The following is a 22,096-nucleotide window of genomic DNA, read 5'->3' as shown; positions in this document are numbered from 1 at the left end:
CGTCGGCACGGGCACGGTACTCAGGCCACCCGCCCCGGCACAGCCCCTGTCCGCCGGTCCCGGCCGTGGCCGTCGCCACACCGCGCAAGCCGACCGTACGGCGCCCGCGACCGCCCGGAGGGACACCATACGGCGCCCGCCCGTACGCCCATTCCCTTCTGCTAGAACCTGTTCTATCTTGACGCCCCGTCAGCTCAACGGGATCGGCCCGGAAGGACAGGCACCGTGGACTTCACCTTCACCGAGGAGCAGCAGGCGGCGGCCGAGGCGGCGAAGGGCGTGTTCGCCGGGGTCGCCCCGGACGCCGTGCCCAGCCCCGCGCTCACCCCCGGCGCCGTCGCCGAGACCCACGACCGCGCCCTGTGGGACGGGCTCGCCCGCGCGGACCTGCTGAGCCTGCTGCTCGACGAGCGCTACGGCGGGGCCGGCCTGGACGCCGTCGCGCTGTGCCTGGTGCTGCGGGAGTCGGCACGGGTGCTGGCCAGGGTGCCGCTGCTGGAGAGCAGCGCGGCGGCGGCCGCCGTCCAGGCCTTCGGGAGCGACGAGGCGAAGTCCGCCCTGCTCGCCCGGGCCGGCCGGGGCGAGATCGTGCTGACCGTCGCCGCGCACGGCCGCACCGGCCACGACCCGGCCGAGCTGGCCGTGACCGCACGGCAGGACGGCGGGGTCTGGGTGCTGGACGGGGTGCAGACGGCCGTGCCATGGGCCTACGACGCGGACGTCACGGTCGTACCCGCTCACACCGCCACCGGGCGGACCGTCCTGGCCCTGGTGCCGCGCGCGCACCCCGGGACCGTCCTCGCCGAGCAGTTCTCCACCAGCGGTGAGCGGCTCGGCGAGCTGCGACTGGAGTCGGCCCGGCTCACCGCCCGGGACGTGATCGACGCCGACGGGGCGTGGGAGTGGCTGCGGGACCTGCTGGCCACCGGGACGTGCGCGCTGGCGCTCGGGCTCGGGGAACGCGTGCTGCGGATGACCGGGGAGTACACGAGCGAGCGGGAGCAGTTCGGGTTCCCGGTCGCCACCTTCCAGGCCGTCGCCGTGCAGGCCGCCGACCGCTACATCGACCTGCGCGCGATGGAGGTCACGCTGTGGCAGGCCGCGTGGCGGATCGCCTCGGGGGCACCCGGCGCGCTGCCCGCCGCCGGTGACGTCGCCGTCGCCAAGATCTGGGCGGCGGAGGGCGTACGCCGGGTCGTGCAGACCGCGCAGCATCTGCACGGCGGGTTCGGCGCCGACGTCGACTACCCCCTGCACCGGTACCACGCCTGGGCCAAGCACCTGGAGCTGTCGCTCGGCCCGGCCGCGGCACACGAGGAGGCCCTGGGCGACCTGCTGGCAGCGCACCCGCCGGCCTGACCGCCCGGTGAAGGAGGCGCTAGAGGACGAACCCCGACTGCCCGTCGTCCGTCACCACGGGACGGCCCGCCGCCTCCCACACCTGCATGCCGCCGTCGACGTTCACGGCGTCGATGCCCTGCTGGGCCAGGTACATCGTGACCTGGGCGGACCGGCCGCCGGAGCGGCAGATCACATGGACGCGGCCGTCCTGCGGGGCGGCCTCGGTCAGCTCACCGTACCGGGCGACGAACTCGCTGATGGGGATGTGCAGCGCCCCTTCGGCGTGACCGGCCTTCCACTCGTCGTCCTCCCGGACGTCCAGCAGGAAGTCGCCGTCCTTGAGGTCAGCGACCTCGACCGTGGGCACACCAGCTCCGAAACTCATGCCTCCGACGCTACCCGACCCGCCCCACGGGCCGGACGGGACGCGGCTCGCCCTCACGGCCCGGCCCTCGCGGCTCAGCCCTCGCCGAGCAGCGTGGCCAGCTCCGTCTCCCGCTCGGTGACCTGGGTGAGCAGCTGCTGCCCGATCTCGTCCAGAAGGCGGTCCGGGTCGTCCGGGGCCAGCTGGAGCATGTGGCCGATGGCGCTCTCCTCCAGCTCCTTGGCGAGCAGGGCGAGCAGTTCCTTGCGCTGGGCGAGCCATTCCAGGCGGTTGTAGAGCTCCTCGGCGCGGCTCGGGCCCCGCTTCAGCTCGGGCCCCTTGGCCCACTCCTCGGCGAGCTCGCGCAGCTCCGCCGCGTCGCCGCGGGCGTAGGCGGCGTTGACCCGGGTGATGAACTCCTCGCGCCGCTCGCGCTCCTTCTCCTCCTGGGCCAGGTCCGGGTGCGCCTTGCGGGCCAGGTCCCGGTAGAGCTTGCGGGCCTCCTCGCTGGGGCGGACCCGCTGCGGGGGCCGGACCGCCTGGTCCGTGAGCATCGCCACGGCCTCCGGGAACAGGCCGCTGTCGTCCATCCAGCCGTGCAGCAGCTCCTCGACTCCCGGGATCGGCGCCAGCCGCGATCTGGCCTCCTCGGCGCGCCGCAGGTCGTCGGGGTCGCCGCTGCGGGCGGCCCTGGCCTCCAGGATCCGGGCGTCCAGGTCCTCGAGCCGGGCGTAGAGCGGACCGAGTTTCTGTTCGTGCAGCCGGGAGAAGTTCTCGACCTCGACGCGGAAGGTCTCCACCGCGATCTCGTACTCGATCAACGCCTGCTCGGCGGCCCGCACGGCCCGCTCGAGCCGCTCCTCGGGCCGGGCCGCGTCACCTTCGGCGCGGGCCGCGTCGCCCTCGGGCGTCACCCGTTCCTCATCGGCGCCGCCACCGCCCTGCTCAGCTTCCGGGGTCGTCACCCGACCAGCCTAGGCCACGCCGCGCCCGCCCCTGTGACCCGGACGGCCACCCGCCCGAGGCGTCCCCAGGGTCAGACGCCCGTCTCCGCGGCGACCTTCCCGGCCCGCACCCCCGCGACCAGATCCGCGTGATCCGCCTCGGTCCGGTCCGCGTAGGCCACGGCGAACGCCGCCATCGCCTCGTCCAGCTCCTCGCTCTTGCCGCAGTACCCGGCGACGAGGCGGGGGTCGGCGCTGTGGGCGTGCGCCCGGGCCAGGAGCGCGCCGGTCATGCGGCCGTAGTCGTCCATCTGGTCGGCGGCCAGCGCGGCCGGATCGACGCTGCCCTTGCGGTTGCGGAACTGGCGGACCTGGAAGGGGAACCCGTCGACCGTCGTCCAGCCCAGCAGGATGTCGCTGACGACCTGCATCCGCTTCTGGCCCAGCACGACCCGCCGGCCCTCGTGCACGGCCTCCGGCGCCTCGAAACCGGCGGTGACCAGATGCGGCACCAGCGCCGAGGACCGCGCCTCCTTCACCTGGAGCACCAGCGGCTCGCCCCGGTGGTCCAGGAGCAGCACGACGTAGGACCGGGTGCCGACGCTGCCGGTGCCGACGACGCGGAACGCCACGTCGTGCACCGCGTGCCGGGCGAGCAGCGGGAGGCGGTCCTCCGGCAAGGTGCCGACGTACTCCTCCAGGGACGCGGCGACCGCCGCGGCCTCCGCGTCCGGGACGCGCCGCAGCACCGGCGGGGCGTCGACGAACCGGCGCCCTCCGCTCTCCGTGGCCTGCGTCGACTTGGCCGCGAAGCGGCCGCTGGTGTTGTGGCGGGCCTTCTCGGAGACCCGTTCCAGCGTGCCGACCAGGTCATGGGCGTCCGTGTGGGAGACGAGCTCCTCGTCCGCGATCGCGTTCCACGCGTCCAGCACCGGGAGCTTGGCCAGCAGCCGCATGGTGCGGCGGTAGGCGCCCACCGCGTCGTACGCCGCCTTGCGGCACCGGTCCTCGTCCGCGCCGGCCTCCCGGCCCGCGAGCACCAGGGAGGACGCGAGCCGCTTGAGGTCCCACTCCCAGGGGCCGTGCACCGTTTCGTCGAAGTCGTTCAGATCGATGACGAGGCCGCCGCGCGCGTCGGCGTACAGGCCGAAATTGGCCGCGTGGGCGTCGCCGCAGATCTGGGCCCGGATCCGGGTCATGGGGGTGCGCGCCAGGTCGAAGGCCATGAGGCCCGCCGCGCCGCGCAGGAACGTGAACGGGGTGGCGGCCATGCGGCCCACCCGGATCGGGGTGAGCTCGGGGAGCCGGCCGCGGCCCGACTCCTCGACCGCGCTCACCGCGTCGGGCCGGGACGCGTCCAGGTCGAGCAGGGAGTGCGCGCTCCGCGGGATCCGCTTGCGCAGGGCCTTGCCCTCGTCCTTGGGCGAGCCCTCGGCCGGCCACTCGGCGAAGCCGCGCACCCGGGGCAGCCGACGGTCCGACCCGTCCGCCGCCTTGTCCTCGGCCGCCACATCAGCCCTGGTCATCCCGACCGCCTCCCCCGCACGCTCACGAACATCAACTCGTGCCGACCGTACATCCGGGCGGCCGAAACGCGTCAGACCCTGTGGACAACTCCCCGGCTGTGGACAACTCCCGGCTGTGGACACCTCACGCGGGAGCGGGCAGTACCTGCCCTTCCGCCATGCCCGCCACCTCGGCCAGCACCCGCTCCGCCCGCTCCACCGAGACGTCGAGCCGGGCCAGCACCGCGGGCACGCAGATACTCGGCAGGAAGTGCTCGAACATCACGACGACACGGCGTTCCAGATCCCGCCGCTGGCAGCGCAGCTGGGACAGCAGCTGCACCCCCGAGAAGCTGCCGACCAGCAGCTCGGCCGTCTCCGCCACGTCGACATGCGGCAGCAGTTCGCCCTGCGCCTTGGCCACGGCCAGCCGCTGCACGTTCTGGTCGAACCACATCCCGAAGGCCTGGGCGCGGTCGAGGTCCATGGCCCCCTGGTCGAGGGCGAGCCCCACACTGGCCCGCACCAGCGGCTCGGACCGCAGCCGGCGGGCCAGCACCAGACCGGAGTCGACGAGTTCCTGGAGCTTGCTGGACTGCGGCGGGAGGGTGATCGCGAGCTGCTCCTCGAAGACCCCGACCGCGAGCTCCTCCTTGGAGCCGAAATGGAAGTACAGCGCGCCTTTGGTGACGCCCGCCCGGTCCAGGATCTCTCCGATGGTCGCCGAGGTGTAGCCGCGTTCGTCGAAGACGGCCGCCGCCGCCTCCAGGATGGTCCGCCGGGTGCGGATCGCGCGCTCCTGTCGCGCCATCGGGTGCCTCCTGATCTCCGTCGATCCCTGTGAAGTCACTGTGCAGCGGGGGCGCGAGAGCCTGTCCCAGCGGCTTGGCTCACCCTTTGAAAAAAACCGGCTCGTCCGTATCTTAGTCAAACGTCCAAGTCAAACACCGACCGCAGCCAGGCAGCCGATGCTGGGGGTTCTCATGCCGCAGACAGGACCTTTAAGCGCACCCAAGGACGATCAGACCGGACGCGAGCCCCCTCCGGCAAACAGAACCGTTGCGGCCGTCGAGAACGCGCCACAAGCCGAGCGCGGGCCCCACACCGCCGTCACCACGGACCTCGCCCACCGCACCAACGACACCGACGTCTTCCCCACCCGGTGGCGCCGGATCTCCGACGCCCGCTTCCGCTTCACCGCGCACTGGCCGGCCGCCCACCCCTTCTTCGGCCCCGTGGACGACCGCCACCAGGACCCGATGATCGTGGGAGAAACGTTGCGGCAGGCCTCGATGGTGCTCGCCCACGCCGAGTACGGTGCCCCGGCCGACACCCACTTCGTCATGTGGGACCTGACGGTCGCCGCCGACCCGTCCGCGCTCACGCTGTCGGACGCCGCCGAACCGGTCACCATCGACGTCGTGTGCTCCGAGGTGCGCCGCCGCGGCCGCGGCCTGAGCAGCATGCGGACCACGATGGAGTTCCACCGCGCGGGACGCTTCGTCGCCCGCGGCACCGGCAGCACCGGCTGCACCTCGCCGCTCGCCTACCGCCGGCTGCGCGAACGGCAGTTGGCGGCCCTGGAGACCCGGACCCCGGTGCCGCTGCTGCCGGGCATCGCGCCCGAGCTCGCCGGCCGCTCCCGCGCCGAGGACGTCGTCCTCGCCCCCGCCGACCGCCCCGGTGTCTGGCTGCTGCGCGTGGACACCCGCCACCCGGTCCTCTTCCCCCGGCCCAACGACCATGTGCCGGGCATGGCCCTGTTCGAGGCGGCCCGCCAGGCCGCGACCGCCACGACCGGTCTGCACCCCTTCCTGCCCCGCGCGATGACGGCCACCTTCGCCCGGTACGCCGAGCTGCACAGCCCCTGCCGGCTGGAGACCGAGATGCTCGGCGCGGACCGGGGGGAGATGACCGTACGGGTGTCGGGGCGCCAGGACGGCGAGTCCGTCTTCACCGCCACCCTGACCTCCGCACGGCCCGCCCGGGTACGGTCGCTGTCGTGACGGCCAACCTTCTGATCACGGGCGCGAGCGGCTTCGTCGGCAGCCATGTGGCCGCCGCCGCGCACCGGCAACCCGGCGTGCGGGTACGGCAGTTGTCCCGGCGGACACCGCCCGGCCCCGAAACCGTCCACGGCGACCTGAGCGATCCGGCCTCCCTGCGCGGAGCCTGCGCGGACACCGACGTCCTGGTGCACTGCGCCACCCGGATCAGCGGCGACCCCGAGACCGTCGAGGCCGTCAACGACCTGGGCACACGGGCCCTGGTCGAGGAGGCCGTGCGCTCCGGAGTGGGCCGGATCGTGTACGTGAGCACGGCCGCCGTGTACGGCCGGGGCCCCTTCCGCGGCGTACGCCCCGGAGAGGTGCCGATCGCGCCCGCGTCGGCCACCAGCCGCACCCGGGCCGCCGCCGAACGGCACGTCCTCGACGCGGGCGGCCTGGTGCTGCGGCCGCACCTCGTCCACGGCGAGGGCGACCGCTGGGTCGTCCCCGGACTGGTGTGGCTGCTGGGCGAGTTGTCGGCGACCCTGACCGGCTGCGCGGCGCTCCAGTCGATGATCGACGTCGGCACCCTGGGCCGTGCGGTGGTGGCCGCGGCCCTGTCCCCGGCGCACGGCGGCGGTGTGCACCACGTCAACCACCCCGAGCCGGTCAAAGTCCCGGACCTGCTCGGCGCTGTGAGCGCGCAGTTGGAGGTGCCCGGCGCCGATGCCTCGGTGGACGTCGCCACCGCCCTGGAACGGGCCTCCGGGACACCGCTCGCCCTCCATCACCTCGGCATGCTCACGGTCGACCACTGGTTCGTGGACGACGGCTTCTGGAAGGACCTCGACTGCTCGCCCGGCGAGGGCTTCGCGGCGGCCTTCACGCGGGCGGCACCCTGGTACCGCTCGTTCCTCCGGGGCCGGAGCGCTACCTGACCGACTCCGCCTCTTCCGGCTCTTCCGGACGGGGGCCGTGCAGCAGTACGGGCAGTGCCTCGTGCCCCGTCGAGATGATGGAGCGCAGCCGCTTCGGCGGGCGGGACGGGTCGGCGAGGGCCAGTCGCGGGAAGCGGTCGAACAGGGACGTCAGGGCCGCCGTCGCCTCGGCCATGGCCAGGGGCCTGCCCAGGCAGTGGTGCACGCCGTGGCCGAAGGACACATGGTCGCGGCTGGTGGCGCGGGTGAGGTCGAACCGCTCGGCGTCCGGGCCGTGCCGCTCGGGGTCGCGACCGGCACCGGCGAAGGAGACCACGAGCGGGTCGCCCTTGGGGATCGTCAGACCCGGCTCGATCTCGATGTCCTCGACGGCGTAGCGCAGGCCGGACATGGCACCCGGCGCTTCGAGGCGCAGCGACTCCTCCAGGGCGTCCTCCCAGGTGGCCCGCCCGGAGCGGACCAGTTCGAGCTGGTCGGGGTGGGCGAGCAGGCTGTGCACGGTGTTGTCGATGAGGTTGACGGTCGTCTCGAAACCGGCGGTGAGCAGCAGGATCAGGTTGTCCATCAACTCCTGTTCGCTGAGCCTTCCTTCGTCGCGGGCGGCGATGAGGGCCGTCGTCAGGTCGTCGGCCGGGTGCGCGCGCTTGTCCTGGAGGAACGCGGTGAGCGTGCCGTACAGCTCGACCCCGTTGGCCTGGGCGTCCTCCAGGGAGATCGCCGTGTCGAAGAAGCGGTTGATGATGCGGTAGAGGGCATCGCGCGGACCGTCCTCGCCGGGCGGTACGCCGAAGAGTTCGCACACCACCTCGTGCGGCACCGACGCGGCGAACGCCGCCCGCAGGTCGACGACTTCGCCCTGCGGGATCCGCTCCAGGTCGTCCAGGGCCCGGTCGACGATCTCCTGGACGCGCGGGAGCAGCGCCTCGACGCGCCGCTTGGTGAAGGCGGCGGCCATCGGCTTGCGCAGCCGGCTGTGGTCGGTGCCATAGGCGGTGACCATGTTGCGTACCGAGACCCAGATCGCGAGCGGCCAGGTGCGGGAGATGTCCCCGTTGATCCAGGCGGGCCAGTGCCGGAAGGCGTCCTTGCTCGTCTCGGGGCCGGCCAGGAGCCGCTTGTTCAGCTCCAGGCCGTTGATCCACCACGCCCGTACGCCGCCGGGGAGTTCCACTTCCACGGCCGGGCCCTGGGCCCGGATCCGGGATATCTCGCCGTAGAGGTCCTGGCCTGACGGGTCGATCGTCAGGAAGGGGCAGGCCTGCTGTGCCATGACACTTCGCTCCTTGGTCCAGAGGATGGGGAACCATGGTGCGATCCGGACACCGAAGAACGCCGAAAAACTCGACATCCGGTTCGTTTTGGCCACTGCTTCACAGAGTGTTGGCCAGGGGCAGACACGTCTCCGCGTGGTCGGCATCCGCAGGGGCCGGGCAGGTGCCCGCCGGATCCAGCACGCCGGCCAGGTGCGGCGCGGCCACGCTCGGCAGGAGCAGCTGCCACAGGTCGGTCAGCGAGGGGCGGGCGAGCCGGCCGTGGTCCTCGCGGGCCAGCACCTCGATGCCGGTGGTGGCGGCGAGGACGACGGCGCCGGTGCGGTGCCGCGGCACACCGGCGGCGAGTTCGCCCTGCCGCTCCGCCTCGGCGAGCAGGTCGTCCACGCACTCCCGCCACTCCCGGCGCAGATCACGCTCCCGCCCGGCGGCCGCCTCGGCGTTCAGCCGTAACCCCGCCCGCACCACGCTGTCGGCGCACAGCAACCGGGCGACCTGGTGCGTGACGTCCACGAGGCGTTGCAGGGCGCATCCGTCGCCTTCGCGGACCCGGGCCGCTGCCCGGCGCAGGGCACGGGCGGCCGCGTGCTCGACGGCCTCGGCGACAGCGGCCTTGTTCGCGAAGTGGAAGTGCAGCGCTCCGGAGCTGACCCCGGCCCCCGCGCTGATCTCCGCCAGGTTGGCCTGGACGTATCCCCGTGCCTCGAAGTGCCCGGCCGCGGAACGGATCAGCGCGAGACGGGTCCGGACGGCCCGGTCCTGTTTGGTCACCGGTGGCTCCCCTGGAGGGCTCTGATGGCGGCGCGATGAAAACCAACTCGCTGGTTTTATACAACGCGCCTACGACACACCGGCCTTGGGGCCACGATCGGGTCCGCCCTGAGGTCGACTCTTGGGTCGGCCCCTGAGGCCGCCCTATGCCCGCAGATACGCGGTCGTCTCCGAAGCGGCCGTGGGCAAGCACATCTCCGGCATCCTCATGAAGCTCGACCCGCCCCCGGCGGACGAGACCCACCGCCGGGTGCTGGCGGTGCTGGGACGAGCGGGGCCAGCAGGGCGGTCGCGGCGATCAGCAGCATCGGGCGGGCTGATGTACGTCCCGGCCGCTGACCTGGCTGCCCGCCCTCCTGCCCGGTGCCGGCGGTCTGCTGGTCCGCGAGAACACCGCCGCCGGGGTACGCCGTACCGCCGCGCTCGCGGCCCCCGTCCTGGTCACGGTCGCCCTCGCGGGTTCCCTGCTCGGCGCTACAGCGACCCTCGCCGGGGCGAAGGCCACCGAGGCGAGTGAACGCACCACCGCCGCCTTCGTCGTCACCCCGGCGGCCGGGACGGCCTTCGACGCCGCCACCCTGCGCGCACCGCGGGCGGTACCGGGAGCCGAGGTGTCACCGACGTCCACGACGGCCGTCCACGTCCTGGAGGACGGCGTGGCCCTCGTCCGCTCCGAGGCCCGCGCCGCGACCCCCGCCCCCCCCTGGCGGCCACCGCACACCTTCCGCTCACCGCGGGCAGCACGACCGGCCTCGACGACGACACGATCATCGTCAACGAGGAGTGGCAGCGGCACCGGGTCGGCGAGCGGGTCCGGGTGTGGCTCGGCGACGGCACACCGCGCACCCTGCGGATCGCCGCCGTGATGACCACCGGCACCGGCGACAACGGCGTCTACGCCACCCCGCGCAACGCCCCGGGCGCCACGGCCGACCGCGTCGACGTGGCCCTGGCCGACGGCGCGGACCCGGGCGCGGTCGCCACCGCCTTGCACCGGGCGGTCGCCACCGGGAACGGGCAGGTCCGCACCCGGCAGGAATGACTCAGCGCCACCGCGCCCGGCACCCACCGCACCACCCGCCTCGGCCTCCTGCTCGTCCTCGGCATCGCCCTCCTCTACACGGGCATCTCCGTGGCCGACACCACGGTCATGGCCACCTCCGACCGGATCCGCGACCTTGCCGTGCTGCGGCTGACCGGACCACCCGGCGGCAGGTCCTGCGGCTGACCGGCGCCGAGGCCCTGACGGTCGTGGCGGCCGGCACACTCCTCGGCCTCCTGGCCGCCGTCGTCAACCCGGCCGGCCTGTGGAGCGCCCTCGCCCTGCTGCCGGCCCGGCCCGCCCTCACCCTGCCGTGGCAGGCCCTCGGCACCACAGCGGCCGCCCGCGCGCTCCTGGCCGTCGTCACCGCGACGCTCCCCGCCGCCATCGCCCTGCGCCGCCGCCCGGTGGAACTGGCGGGCGTACGGGAATGACGTCCCGAGAACGGGGCGGATCTCATCATGAGACCAACACACGTGAGACCAGTAAATGGGCCAATAAAGTGGAACCATGCGACGGACCTCGTTCGACACCTGGCCCTGCTCGATCGCCCGCACCGCCGACATCCTGGGCGACGCCTGGACCCTGCTGGTGCTGCGCGAGGTCTTCTACGGCGAGTCCCGCTTCGACGGCTTCATCGGCTCGCTCGGCATCGCCCGCAACACCCTCACCGACCGGCTGCGCCGCCTGGAGTCCGAGGGCCTCCTGCGGCGGCGCGCCTACCAGACCGACCCGGTGCGCCACGAGTACCTGCTGACGGACAAGGGCCGTGACTTCTTCGGCGTCCTCGCCGCGATCAACGCCTGGGGCGACCGCTGGCTGGCCGGCGACGAGGGCGCCCCGGTCGTCCTGCGCCACACGTCCTGCGACCACGACACGGAGGCCCGGGTCGTCTGCTCCTCCTGCGGCGAGCCCCTGCGCCACCAGGACCTGACCGCCCGCACCGGCCCCGGCTACCCGCCCCGTCTCCTGGACGACCCCGCCGTACAGGAGCGTTTCGCCCCCGGACGGACGCTGGGGGACGGCGGCCGGGTCTAGGACTTCGCCCTGACCAGCCCGGCGTCGTAGGCGGTGATCACGGCCTGGATCCGGTCGCGGGCCCCGATCTTGGCGAGCACCCGTCCGACGTGCTTCTTCACCGTGGACTCGCTGAGCACGAGCCGTTCGGCGATCTCCGCGTTGGTCCAGCCCTGCCCGATCGCGACCAGTACCTCCCGTTCGCGGTCGCTGAGGGCCCTCAGCCGCGGGTCCGGCACGGGGGTGTCCGCCGGTGCGAGGACCTGGTGGGCGTAGGCGTCCAGCAGGCGCCGGGTGAGGCGGGGAGCCACGACGGCGTCACCGGTCGCGACCGCGTGGATGCCGGCGACGAGTTCCTCGGGGCGGGCGTCCTTGAGCAGGAAGCCGCTGGCACCGGCCCGCAGGCCCTCGTAGGCGTACTCGTCCAGGTCGAAGGTGGTCACGATGAGGACGCGGGTGCGGCCGCCGGACGCGACGATCCGGCGGGTGGCCTCGATACCGTCCATGCCGGGCATCCGGACGTCCATGAGGACGACGTCGGGACGCAGCTCGGCGGCCATGCGCACGGCCTCGGCGCCGTGCTCGGCCTCGCCCACGGGTTCCAGGCCCGGCGTGCCCTGCAGGAGCATGCGGACCCCCATGCGCTGCAGGGGCTGGTCGTCTGCGACGAGGACGGTGGTCATGGCAGTCGTTCTCCCGGTGGTACGTCGAGCACGACGTCCACGAGCCAGCCGTGGCCGGTGTCGCGCGGTCCGATGATGACGGTCCCGCCGTACATGGCGGCCCGCTGGCGGACGCCGACCAGGCCGTGGCCGGGGCCGTCGTCCCTCGTCGCCGGCTTCGCCCGCGGGAGTGCCCCCGGCGGTGCCCCGGTGTCGGCGACCCGGACCCGCACCTCGCCCGCCTCGACGGCGAGGGTGACCTCGGCGGACGTGCCGGTCCCCGCGTGCTTGAGGGTGTTGGTCAGCGATTCCTGGACGATGCGGTACACGGTGAGCTGCACTCCGCCGCCCAGCCCGTCGAGATCACCCACGGTCCGGTACGTCACCGGCACCCCGGCCGCGCGGACCCGGGCCAGCAGGGCGTCGAGATCCCGGATGCCGGGCTGGGGGCCGAGCGGCCGCTCCTCCTCCTGGTCCTCGCGCAGGACACCCAGCATGCGGCGCAGCTCGCTCATGGCCTGGCGGCCGGTGTCACCGAGGATCCGCAGGGCCTCGGCGGACTGCTCCTCGCGATGGGCGGCGAGGGTCGCGGCACCGTCGGCCACACTGACCATGACCGAGAGATTGTGGCCCACGATGTCGTGCATCTCCCGGGCGACCCGGGAGCGTTCGGCCGCGGCGGTGAGCCGGACCCGCTGATCGCGCTCGACCTCCAGGCGCCGGGCCCGGTCCTCCAGCGCCGCCAGATACATCCGGCGGATCCGCAGGGTCAGCCCCACGGCCATGGCCGCCGTCGCCGTCCCCAGCAGGAAGAACAGGCCGCGCAGCGGATTCCCGATGTCGACCAGGACGCAGACCGCCACCGTCGTCTCGGCGACCGTCACCGCGGCGGCCCAGCCCAGCGCCCGCAACGAACCGTGCAGAGCCAGCGAGTACAGGGCGACGAGCGTACTGACGCCGGCCTGCTGCCACACCCCGAACGACCACTGCACGAGGGAGACGAACGCGATCACGAAGAAGGTGACGGCCGGGGCCCTGCGCCGCCACCACAGCGGCACGATGAGCGCGGCGGCGAAGAGATACAGGACCCCCGACGGCAGCTGACCTCGGTGGACCGCTTCCCCGAAGGGGCCGTGGCCGCGGTCGGCGAGCAGGTCGGGCAGGCTGATCAGGACGACGAACAGCACCACCGCCGTGTCGAGCAGCCACGGATGCCGGCGGTCCAGCCGCTGCCGGTCCTGCCGGCCGCGCCACATCCGCCCCAGGACCGGGTGGGCCCAGTCGGCGTCGAACCCGGAGGGCGGGAGCGCCGCCCCCCGGGCGGTGTCCGCGGCGGCCGCCGCGCGTTCCGCGCTCATGGACACCATTGTCCTCGTGCCCTGGTCAGGCGTCGGTCCCGCGGAGCCGGAACGCGGCCCCGGCGAGGGTGAGCGCCACCCAGCCGGCGAAGACCGCGAGCCCGGCCCCCGGCGAGAGGGCGCCCGAGGACTCGTGCAGGGCGTACATGGCCGACCCCGCGTTGCTGGGGAAGTAGGGGTTGATCGTGTCGTACAGGGAGTCGGGCAGCAGCGAGGCCAGGCCGGGCAGGATGAGCAGGACGCCGACCAGGACCGCGATCGCGCCGGCGGAGGAGCGCAGCAGCACCCCCAGCGCCACACCGGCCACGGCGACCAGGCCGAGATAGAGACCGGCTCCGGCGAGGCCGCGCAGCACACCGTCGTCGCTCAGGGACAGGGCGATCCTCTCGCCGTCGAGACCGAGGGTGCCCAGCTGGAAGGCGGCCAGCGCGCCGATGGTGGTGAGCACCAGGGCGATGGGACCGATCACGGCTGCCTTGGACCACAGGACCGGCAGCCGGCGCGGCACGGCGGTGAGGGTGGAGCGGATCATGCCGGTGGTGTACTCACCGGCGGACAGCAGCACCCCGAGGACGCCCACGGCAAGGGAGGCGAAGGTGACGCCGAGCAGCGCCAGGCTCACCGCGTCCTGGGTACCGGAACCCGGGCCGCCGGGCGGGCCGCTGTCGGCGGCGGCATCGGGGCTGTAGGTGGCGGAGGCGATCGCGCCGAGCGCGATCAGCAGCACGACGGCGACGCCCAGCGTGATCCAACTGGAGCGCAGCGACCAGAACTTGGCCCACTCCGAGCGCAGCACCCGCAGGCCGGTCACCTTGTACTTCGTCGGATGTGCCGGGACCGGCGAGGTGACAGTCATCAGGCGGCCCTTCGATCGGACCCGGCGGTGGCGGCCGGAGCACTCTGGTACTCGACGACATCCCGGGTGAGTTCCATGAACGCCGCCTCCAACGAGACGGCCCGCGGAGTGAGTTCGTACAGCGTCACCCCGTGCCGCGCGGCGATCGCCCCGATCTCCCGGGCATCCCGTCCGGCGACCATGAGCTCCTCGGCGGAGGAGGAGCTGATCGTGACGTCCGGCCCGGCCAGCAGCGAACGCAGCCGCATGGCCTCGGCGGTGCAGACCTTCACGCCTCCCCCGCCTGCCTCCCGGGTGAAGTCGTCGACGGTCGTGTCGGCGAGCAGCCGTCCCCGTCCGATGATCACCAGGTGGTCGGCGATCAGCGCGGTCTCGCTCATCAGGTGCGAGGACAGCATCACGGCCCGGCCCTCGTCGGCCAGGGAGCGCAGCAGATTGCGCACCCACAGCACGCCCTCGGGGTCCAGGCCGTTGACCGGTTCGTCGAGCATGACGATCGCCGGGTCGCCCAGCAGGGCGCAGGCGATGCCGAGCCGCTGGCCCATGCCGAGCGAGAAGGCGCCGACGCGCTTGCCGGCCACGCTGGTCAGTCCGGCCAGCTCGATGACCTCGTCCACCCGGCGGCGCGGAATGCCGTGGGTGTGCGCGAGCGCCATCAGATGGCCGCGCGCACTGCGCCCGGGGTGGACGGACTTGGCCTCCAGCAGCGTGCCGATCTCCTGCAGGGGCGCGGAATGCCGGGCGTACGCCGCGCCGCCCACGGTGACCGAGCCCCTGGTGGGGGAGTCCAGGCCGACGATCATGCGCATCGTCGTGGACTTGCCCGCGCCATTGGGGCCGAGGAAACCGGTCACCTCACCGGGCTTCACGGTGAAGCTCAGGTTGTCGACGACCGTCTTGTCGCCGTAGCGCTTCGTCAGCTCTCGCGCTTCGATCATGGGAGTGGGCCCTTCCCGCCTCGTACTCGGACCGGCCCGCGGACGCGCCGCGATGCCTGCCTTCGAAGCTAGGAGCGCGGCCCGCCCCGGCCCTGGGACCGGAGGCGACTCTTCGGCGCCCGAGTGGTACCGCGGTACCAGTCGACCCACCGGGCCCGACGGCTCACGGCGAGGACCCGGCCGCCGTGATATAGCTCACGCGCGAGGCCCGTCGGGGGGCCTGACCAGGCTGTGTGATGCCTCACAGGGATCACGGCAACGAGAAACGGGCCCCTGCCGTGACTTCCGTCACCGGCAGAGACCCGTTTCATCGGTTCTCACTGTGCGCGAGGGGGGAGTTGAACCCCCACGCCCTTGCGGGCACTGGAACCTGAATCCAGCGCGTCTGCCTATTCCGCCACCCGCGCATTTGGGTGTGTCCTGGGCTCCTGTCCCTTGCGGGCCCGGCGCCTTCCGACACCCAGAACATTAGCACGCAGGAAGGGGTGGGTTCACATCCCTTGTCCCCGCAGGCAGACCCGCCCCCGAACCTTCGATGTCCTGGCCACGTATCAACACGCACTGCTTCACGTATCAACCTCGTACCGGTACCCCTTGTCTCCCCAGGAGGCGGTCCGGGTCCACAGCCCGGTGCGGGACACTGGTCCACGGCCGCCTCTACGATCCTTGGCAGGGGTACGCGAGGCGGTGACGCGCAGCGGTACCACCGGAAGAGTTCGAAGAAGAGCTCCACAGGGAACTTCGTCATGCGTCGACACCCGTCGGCCGCACTGACAGGGGGAACCAGCCGATCGACCGGCGCGTGGATACGATCAGTAAGCAGTACCAGCAGTACCCGGCAAGCGGCCCGCAGGGCAGTACACAGGACGGCAGCCAAGGAGGAGGTGCCCCATGGGAGTCCTGAAGAAGTTCGAGCAACGTCTCGAAGGTCTGGTCAACGGCACCTTTGCCAAGGTGTTCAAGTCCGAGGTCCAGCCCGTGGAGATCGCGGGAGCTCTCCAGCGCGAGTGCGACAACAACGCCACCATCTGGAACCGCGACCGGACGGTCGTGCCCAACGACTTCATCGTCGAGCTGAGCACGCCGGACTTCGAGCGGCTCAGCCCCTACTCCGGCCAGCTCGGCGACGAGCTCGCCGGCATGGTGCGCGACTACGCCAAGCAGCAGCGCTACACCTTCATGGGCCCGATCAAGGTCCACCTGGAGAAGGCGGACGACCTCGACACCGGCCTGTACCGGGTGCGCAGCCGTACGCTCGCCTCCTCCAGCAGCCAGCAGGACGGCCCGGGAGGCGGCGCCGCCGCGCCCGCCGCCCCGCAGGGCGGACGCGGCGGCGGTGGCTACGGCTACCCGCCGGCCGCCGGATCGCCCGCCGGCGCACCGCCCATGCCGTCCGCGCCGCCGCCCGGCGGCCGCCCCGGCGGGTACGGCTACCCGCAGCCCGCAGGCGGCCAGCGGCCTCCCGCCGCCCCGGCCTCCGGCGGACGTACCCGCCACTGGATCGAGATCAACGGCACCCGCCATCAGATCTCCCGCGCGACGCTCGTGATGGGCCGCAGCACCGACGCCGACGTGCGGATCGACGACCCCGGCGTCTCCCGCCGGCACTGCGAGATCCGGACCGGAACGCCCTCGACGATCCAGGATCTCGGATCCACCAACGGCATCGTGGTGGACGGGCAGCACACCACCCGCGCTACGCTCCGCGACGGCTCGCGGATCGTCGTGGGCAGCACCACCATCATTTACCGGCAAGCCGAAGGGTGAAGCGGGGGCAATGTCAGAGCTGACCCTCACGGTCATGCGGCTGGGTTTCCTGGCCGTACTGTGGCTGTTCGTGATCGTGGCCGTGCAGGTCATCCGCAGCGACCTGTTCGGGACGCGTGTCACGCAGCGCGGATCGCGCCGCGAGGCCGGCCGGCAGCAGCAGGCCGCCCGCCAGGCGCCACCGCAGCAGCGCCAGCAGCCCGCCGGCGGCCGACGCGGCCGTAACGCCCCCACCAAGCTGGTCGTGACCGAGGGCACCCTCACCGGCACGACGGTCGCGCTCCAGGGCCAGACCATCTCCCTGGGCCGGGCGCACGACTCGACGATCGTGCTGGACGACGACTACGCGTCCAGCCGTCATGCCAGGATCTACCCGGACCGCGACGGCCAGTGGATCGTCGAGGACCTCGGCTCCACCAACGGCACGTACCTGGACCGGAACCGGCTGACGACTCCCACACCGATTGCGCTGGGCGCGCCGATCCGCATCGGCAAGACCGTCATCGAGCTGCGGAAGTAGTGCTACACCAATGAATGAGCGCGAGCGGAGCGAGCACGCGGTGGCGGGCCTCCCGGGCCCCCGCGCGCTCCCGACCGGAGGGTGGGCAGTGTGGCTCGACACGACCGGCTGTACCCGGAGCCGACAGGCGAGGTGCGCATGAGTCTGTCACTGCGCTTCGCCGCCGGATCGCACAAGGGGATGATCCGGGAGGGCAACGAGGACTCCGGTTACGCCGGCCCGCGCCTGCTCGCCATCGCCGACGGCATGGGCGGCGCCGCGGCCGGTGAGGTCGCCTCCTCCGAGGCGATCTCCACCATCGTCGCGCTCGACGACGACGTCCCCGGCTCCGACGTCCTCACCTCGCTCGGCACGGCCGTCCAGCGCGCCAACGACCAGCTGCGCTCCATGGTCGAGGAGGACCCCCAGCTTGAGGGCATGGGGACCACCCTGACCGCCCTGCTCTGGACGGGCCAGCGCCTCGGCCTCGTACACGTCGGCGACTCCCGCGCCTACCTCCTCCGCGACGGCGTCCTGACACAGATCACACAGGACCACACCTGGGTGCAGCGCCTGGTCGACGAGGGCCGCATCACCGAGGAAGAGGCCACGACCCACCCGCAGCGGTCGCTGCTGATGCGCGCGCTCGGCTCCGGCGACCACGTCGAGCCGGACCTGTCCATCCGCGAGGTCCGCGCCGGCGACCGCTACCTGATCTGCTCCGACGGCCTGTCCGGCGTGGTGTCCCACCAGACCCTGGAGGACACCCTCGCCAGCTACCAGGGCCCCCAGGACACCGTCCAGAACCTGATCGAGCTGGCACTGCGCGGCGGCGGCCCGGACAACATCACCGTGATCGTCGCCGACGTCCTCGACCTGGACACCGGCGACACCCTCGCGGGGCAGCTCTCCGACACCCCGGTCGTGGTCGGCGCCGTCGCCGAGAACCAGCACCAGCTGCACGACAACGGCATCATGCAGACCCCCGCCGGCCGCGCCTCCGGCCTCGGCCGCCAGGGGCACGGGCACGGCGGCGGAGGCGAGTTCGGCCCGCCCGGCTCCGGCGACACCACCGGCTACATCCCGGCGACCGGCCTGGACTACGGCGACGACGACTTCGTCAAGCCACGCCGCAAGGGCCGCTGGCTGAAGAGATCCTTCTACGGCGCCCTCGCGCTGGCCGTCATCGGCGGCGGACTCTACGGCGGCTGGCGCTGGACGCAGACGCAGTACTACGTCGGCGCCGAGGACGAGCACGTCGCGCTGTACCGGGGCATCAGCCAGGATCTGGCCTGGGTGTCGCTGTCGGAGATCGAGAAGGACCACCCCGACATCGAACTCAAGTACCTGCCGCCCTACCAGCAGAAGCTGGTCAAGGCGACCATCGCCGAGGGCGGCCTGAAGAACGCCCAGTCGAAGATCCAGGAACTGTCGGTGCAGGCCTCCGCGTGCAAGAAGGAAGCGCAGCGGCGCGACGCCGAGAGCCGGAACAACTCCAAGACCGGCGAAGGCGAGGCCGGGGGCACCACGGGAACCACTCCCGCCTCCTTCACGTCCAAGGCCACACCGACGCCGAACCCGTCGAACCCGTCGGGCTCGCCGTCGGCGCCTGAGAAGTCCACGCCCCCGTCCACGACCGCACCTACTCCCAGCCCCGGCCCCAGCCTCTCGGAGGAAGAGCAGAAGGTCGTCTCGCTGTGCGGTAAGCAGTAGGCAAGCCGTGAGAGGCCCTGTCACACGATGAGCAGTACGAATACGTCGAACTCGCCGACGCACCACACGTCCACGATCGGCGCGATCGGTGCGCCGAGCCGGCGCAACACCGAGCTCGCGCTGCTGGTGTTCGCCGTCGTCATCCCGGTCTTCGCCTACGCCAATGTCGGGCTGGCCATCAATGACGAGGTGCCCGCCGGCCTGCTGGGCTACGGCCTGGGCCTCGGCCTGCTGGCCGGCGTGGGCCATCTCGTCGTACGGAAGTTCGCGCCCTACGCGGACCCGCTGATGCTGCCGCTGGCCACGCTGCTGAACGGCATCGGGCTGGTCGCCATCTGGCGCCTGGACCAGTCGAAGAAGCTCCAGGCGAGCCCCAACTTCGTCGAGGCCGCACCGCGCCAGCTGCTGTACTCCGCGATGGGCGTCGCCCTGCTGGTGGTCGTGCTGATCTTCCTCAAGGACCACCGCGTCCTGCAGCGCTACACGTACATCTCCATGGCGGGCGCGCTGTTCCTGCTGGTCCTGCCCCTCGTGCCCGGCCTCGGCGCGGACGTCTACGGCGCCAAGATCTGGATCAAGATCCCCGGCCTCGGCACGCTCCAGCCCGGCGAGTTCGCGAAGATCGCCCTCGCGGTCTTCTTCGCCGGCTACCTCATGGTCAAGCGGGACGCCCTGGCCCTGGCCAGCCGCCGCTTCATGGGCCTGTACCTGCCGCGTGGCCGCGACCTGGGTCCGATCCTGGTCGTCTGGGTGATGTCGATCCTCATCCTGGTCTTCGAGACCGACCTCGGCACATCCCTGCTGTTCTTCGGGATGTTCGTCATCATGCTGTACGTCGCCACCGAGCGGACCAGCTGGATCGTCTTCGGTCTGCTGATGTCCGCGGTCGGCGCCGTCGGTGTGGCGAGCTTCGAACCGCACATCCAGACCCGTGTGCAGGCCTGGCTCGACCCGATGCGCGAGTTCGAGCTCTCCCGGGCCGGCGTCCAGGACGGCATCGTCCACTCCGAACAGGCCATGCAGGCCCTGTGGGCCTTCGGCTCGGGCGGCACCCTCGGCACCGGACTCGGGCAGGGCAACTCCGACCTCATCGGCTTCGCCGCCAACTCCGACTTCATCCTCGCGACCTTCGGCGAGGAGCTGGGTCTTGCGGGCGTCATGGCGATCCTGCTGATCTACGGCCTGATCATCGAGCGGGGCGTGCGCACCTCGCTCGCGGCCCGCGACCCGTTCGGCAAGCTGCTGGCCATCGGCCTGTCAGGCGCCTTCGGCCTCCAGGTCTTCGTCGTGGCCGGCGGTGTGATGGGCCTCATCCCGCTGACCGGTATGACGCTGCCGTTCGTCGCCTACGGCGGATCCTCCGTGATCGCCAACTGGGCCCTGATCGGCATCCTGCTGCGCATCAGCGACACCGCACGCCGCCCGGCCCCCGCCCCGGCAAGCAACCCCGACGCCGAGATGACCCAGGTGGTCCGCCCGTCATGAACAAGCCCCTGCGCCGGATCGCGATCTTCTGCGGTCTCCTCGTCCTGGCCCTGCTGATCCGCGACAACTGGATCCAGTACGTCCAGGCCGACGAACTCCGCACCAACAAGAACAACCGCCGGGTCACCATCGAGCGCTACGCCTCGCCGCGCGGCGACATCATCGTCGACGGCAAGCCGATCACCGGCTCCAAGGAAACATCGGGCAGCGACTTCAAGTTCAAGCGCACCTACAAGGACGGCGCGATGTGGGCGCCGGTCACCGGCTACGCCTCGCAGGCCTTCGGTGCCACGCAGCTGGAGAACCTCGAGGACGGCATCCTCACCGGCAACGACGACCGGCTGTTCTTCCGCAACACCCTCGACATGCTCACGGGCAAGAAGCAAGAGGGCGGCAACGTCGTCACCACGCTGAACGGCGCCGCGCAGAAGGCCGCGTACAACGGTCTGAAGAAGCAGGGCGCCAAGGGAGCGGTGGTGGCTCTTGAGCCGTCCACCGGCAAGATCCTGGCTCTGTCCTCCTACCCGTCGTACGACCCGTCGACCTTCGCCGGGAACTCCACGACCACGGACACCAAGGCCTGGCAGAAGCTGGAGAAGAAGAACAACCCCGACGACCCGACGCTCAACCGGGCGCTGCGCGAGACCTACCCGCCGGGTTCCACCTTCAAGGTGCTCACCGCGGCCGCCGCGCTGGAGGACGGGCTGTACTCGGAGGCGGACCAGAAGACGGAGACGCCGCTGCCGTGGACCATGCCGGGGACCACGACTCCGCTGAAGAACGAGGGGAACATCCCCTGCAAGAACGCGACCCTGCGGGTGGCGCTCCAGTACTCCTGCAACACCGTCTTCGGCAAGATCGGCTCCGACCTCGGCAACGAGAAGATGCTGGCGATGGCCAAGAAGTTCGGCTTCACCGAGGAGCAGTTCACCCCGGTCCGCGCCAACGCCTCGGTCTTCTCCGACGACATGAACCCGTCGGAGACCGCGCTGTCGTCGATCGGCCAGTTCAACACCGCCTCGACCCCGCTGCAGATGGCCATGGTCGCCTCGGCCGTCGCCAACGACGGCAAGCTGATGAAGCCGTACATGGTCGACGAGCTCCAGGCCCGCAGCGTCGACACCATCGAGAAGACCGAGCCGGAAGAGCTCAGCCAGCCGATGTCCTCGGAGAACGCCCAGATCCTCCAGTCGATGATGGAGACGGTCGTCGACAAGGGCACCGGCGCCAACGCCAAGATCGACGGCGTCAAGGTGGGCGGCAAGACCGGTACCGCCCAGCACGGTGTCGACAACAGCGAGAACCCCTACGCGTGGTTCATCTCCTACGCCAAGGACAACGACGGCGGCGCACCGGTGGCCGTGGCGGTCGTGATCGAGGACGACAACGCCGTCCGTGACGACATCTCCGGCGGCGGCCTCGCGGCGCCGATCGCGAGGAACGTGATGGAGGCGGTCATCAACAGCAAGAAGTGACCCCGCTCACGTCTGTTTCACATCGGTGCACGTTGCGATACCGGTCCTGTATCGGCTGACGGGCTTGGCCAGGTCACACAAAGCGAGCCGGGTACGGTAGGCCCGGACGGCAGCCTCCGACCGTACAAGCGTGCCGGTCGGGACCGACGGAGAGGGCTGGTA

19 protein-coding genes, 1 tRNA gene and 2 pseudogenes are annotated in these 22,096 nt (G+C 71.9%); 11 read left to right on the top strand and 11 right to left on the bottom strand.

What is annotated here, in order from left to right:
* The first annotated feature begins 225 nt into the window (after nt 1-225).
* Entirely contained in the window at nt 226-1,359 is a 1,134-nt protein-coding gene (locus ACZ58V_RS24195; protein ID WP_468198617.1) for an acyl-CoA dehydrogenase family protein, read from the top strand.
* 19 nt (nt 1,360-1,378) lie between these two features.
* On the opposite strand, the gene ACZ58V_RS24190 is transcribed toward ACZ58V_RS24195, so the two are convergent.
* The 4 genes from ACZ58V_RS24190 to ACZ58V_RS24175 all read right to left on the bottom strand — a co-directional run bounded on the left by ACZ58V_RS24190 (nt 1,379) and on the right by ACZ58V_RS24175 (nt 4,965).
* Nucleotides 1,379-1,708, bottom strand: coding sequence for a rhodanese-like domain-containing protein (locus ACZ58V_RS24190; RefSeq protein ID WP_189727355.1), 330 nt, complete (start codon nt 1,706-1,708; stop codon nt 1,379-1,381).
* 92 nt (nt 1,709-1,800) lie between these two features.
* The gene (locus tag ACZ58V_RS24185) at nt 1,801-2,670 is read right to left on the bottom strand and encodes a hypothetical protein (RefSeq protein ID WP_468198615.1); all 870 of its coding nucleotides are present in this window, start codon (nt 2,668-2,670) and stop codon (nt 1,801-1,803) included.
* Nucleotides 2,671-2,741: 71 nt separating this feature from the next.
* On the bottom strand, nt 2,742-4,175 hold the full coding sequence (locus ACZ58V_RS24180; RefSeq protein ID WP_468198613.1) for a DUF2252 domain-containing protein: 1,434 nt from the start codon (nt 4,173-4,175) through the stop codon (nt 2,742-2,744).
* A 124-nt stretch (nt 4,176-4,299) separates the two neighbouring features.
* On the bottom strand, nt 4,300-4,965 hold the full coding sequence (locus ACZ58V_RS24175) for a ScbR family autoregulator-binding transcription factor (protein WP_471292147.1): 666 nt from the start codon (nt 4,963-4,965) through the stop codon (nt 4,300-4,302).
* Between the two features lie 172 nt (nt 4,966-5,137).
* On the opposite strand from ACZ58V_RS24175, the gene ACZ58V_RS24170 reads away from it, so the two are divergent.
* Together ACZ58V_RS24170 and ACZ58V_RS24165 are read left to right on the top strand one after the other, a co-directional pair.
* On the top strand, nt 5,138-6,160 hold the full coding sequence (locus ACZ58V_RS24170; protein WP_471292144.1) for a ScbA/BarX family gamma-butyrolactone biosynthesis protein: 1,023 nt from the start codon (nt 5,138-5,140) through the stop codon (nt 6,158-6,160).
* A complete protein-coding gene (locus ACZ58V_RS24165; RefSeq protein WP_471292141.1) occupies nt 6,157-7,080 on the top strand; it encodes an NAD-dependent epimerase/dehydratase family protein in 924 nt (307 codons plus the stop codon). The genes ACZ58V_RS24170 and ACZ58V_RS24165 overlap by 4 nt, the downstream gene beginning before the upstream one ends.
* Here ACZ58V_RS24165 and ACZ58V_RS24160 read toward each other — a convergent pair.
* Both ACZ58V_RS24160 and ACZ58V_RS24155 read right to left on the bottom strand, forming a co-directional pair.
* Nucleotides 7,073-8,350, bottom strand: coding sequence for a cytochrome P450 family protein (locus ACZ58V_RS24160; RefSeq protein ID WP_471292139.1), 1,278 nt, complete (start codon nt 8,348-8,350; stop codon nt 7,073-7,075). The two genes, ACZ58V_RS24165 and ACZ58V_RS24160, sit on opposite strands and share 8 nt — an antisense overlap.
* A gap of 100 nt (nt 8,351-8,450) precedes the next feature.
* Nucleotides 8,451-9,122 (bottom strand): ScbR family autoregulator-binding transcription factor, encoded by a 672-nt coding sequence (locus tag ACZ58V_RS24155; RefSeq protein WP_468198603.1) that lies wholly within the window; start codon nt 9,120-9,122, stop codon nt 8,451-8,453.
* A 154-nt stretch (nt 9,123-9,276) separates the two neighbouring features.
* Here ACZ58V_RS24155 and ACZ58V_RS24150 point away from each other — a divergent pair.
* The 3 genes and pseudogenes from ACZ58V_RS24150 to ACZ58V_RS24140 form a co-directional block, all read left to right on the top strand.
* Nucleotides 9,277-9,387, top strand: a pseudogene (locus tag ACZ58V_RS24150) (DNA-binding response regulator); the annotation flags it as partial.
* A gap of 64 nt (nt 9,388-9,451) precedes the next feature.
* Nucleotides 9,452-10,598 (top strand): annotated as a pseudogene (locus ACZ58V_RS24145) (FtsX-like permease family protein); the annotation flags it as partial.
* Between the two features lie 76 nt (nt 10,599-10,674).
* Nucleotides 10,675-11,202, top strand: a complete 528-nt coding sequence (locus ACZ58V_RS24140; RefSeq protein ID WP_468198602.1) for a winged helix-turn-helix transcriptional regulator — start codon at nt 10,675-10,677, stop codon at nt 11,200-11,202.
* On the opposite strand, the gene ACZ58V_RS24135 is transcribed toward ACZ58V_RS24140, so the two are convergent.
* The 5 genes from ACZ58V_RS24135 to ACZ58V_RS24115 form a co-directional block, all read right to left on the bottom strand.
* Entirely contained in the window at nt 11,199-11,864 is a 666-nt protein-coding gene (locus tag ACZ58V_RS24135; RefSeq protein WP_471292135.1) for a response regulator, read from the bottom strand. The two genes, ACZ58V_RS24140 and ACZ58V_RS24135, sit on opposite strands and share 4 nt — an antisense overlap.
* Complete coding sequence (locus ACZ58V_RS24130) at nt 11,861-13,201, bottom strand: sensor histidine kinase (RefSeq protein WP_471292132.1); 1,341 nt, start codon at nt 13,199-13,201, stop codon at nt 11,861-11,863. Before ACZ58V_RS24130 ends, ACZ58V_RS24135 begins: the two co-directional genes overlap by 4 nt.
* A 25-nt stretch (nt 13,202-13,226) precedes the next feature.
* Nucleotides 13,227-14,057 carry an ABC transporter permease gene (locus tag ACZ58V_RS24125; protein WP_471292129.1) on the bottom strand — a complete coding sequence of 277 codons (831 nt, stop codon included), beginning with the start codon at nt 14,055-14,057 and terminating at the stop codon, nt 13,227-13,229.
* Complete coding sequence (locus ACZ58V_RS24120) at nt 14,057-14,995, bottom strand: ABC transporter ATP-binding protein (RefSeq protein WP_468198592.1); 939 nt, start codon at nt 14,993-14,995, stop codon at nt 14,057-14,059. The genes ACZ58V_RS24125 and ACZ58V_RS24120 overlap by 1 nt, the downstream gene beginning before the upstream one ends.
* 323 nt (nt 14,996-15,318) lie before the next feature.
* A tRNA-Leu gene (locus ACZ58V_RS24115) sits at nt 15,319-15,402 on the bottom strand.
* Nucleotides 15,403-15,886: 484 nt separating this feature from the next.
* Here ACZ58V_RS24115 and ACZ58V_RS24110 point away from each other — a divergent pair.
* From ACZ58V_RS24110 to ACZ58V_RS24090, 5 genes are all read left to right on the top strand, one after another.
* Nucleotides 15,887-16,762: an FhaA domain-containing protein gene (locus ACZ58V_RS24110; protein ID WP_468198590.1), complete on the top strand. Its 876-nt coding sequence runs from the start codon at nt 15,887-15,889 to the stop codon at nt 16,760-16,762.
* A 10-nt stretch (nt 16,763-16,772) separates the two neighbouring features.
* On the top strand, nt 16,773-17,282 hold the full coding sequence (locus tag ACZ58V_RS24105) for an FHA domain-containing protein FhaB/FipA (RefSeq protein ID WP_468198588.1): 510 nt from the start codon (nt 16,773-16,775) through the stop codon (nt 17,280-17,282).
* 138 nt (nt 17,283-17,420) lie between these two features.
* Nucleotides 17,421-18,974: a Stp1/IreP family PP2C-type Ser/Thr phosphatase gene (locus ACZ58V_RS24100; protein WP_468198586.1), complete on the top strand. Its 1,554-nt coding sequence runs from the start codon at nt 17,421-17,423 to the stop codon at nt 18,972-18,974.
* Nucleotides 18,975-19,001: 27 nt separating this feature from the next.
* Complete coding sequence (locus ACZ58V_RS24095) at nt 19,002-20,459, top strand: FtsW/RodA/SpoVE family cell cycle protein (RefSeq protein WP_468198584.1); 1,458 nt, start codon at nt 19,002-19,004, stop codon at nt 20,457-20,459.
* A complete protein-coding gene (locus ACZ58V_RS24090) occupies nt 20,456-21,934 on the top strand; it encodes a peptidoglycan D,D-transpeptidase FtsI family protein (RefSeq protein ID WP_468198582.1) in 1,479 nt (492 codons plus the stop codon). Before ACZ58V_RS24095 ends, ACZ58V_RS24090 begins: the two co-directional genes overlap by 4 nt.
* Nucleotides 21,935-22,096: the final 162 nt, after the last annotated feature.

The sequence above is a fragment of the Streptomyces sp. NPDC040589 genome (assembly GCF_055594445.1).
Note: the sequence above shows the minus strand (reverse complement) of the source record. Positions and strands in the feature narration are given on the sequence as shown.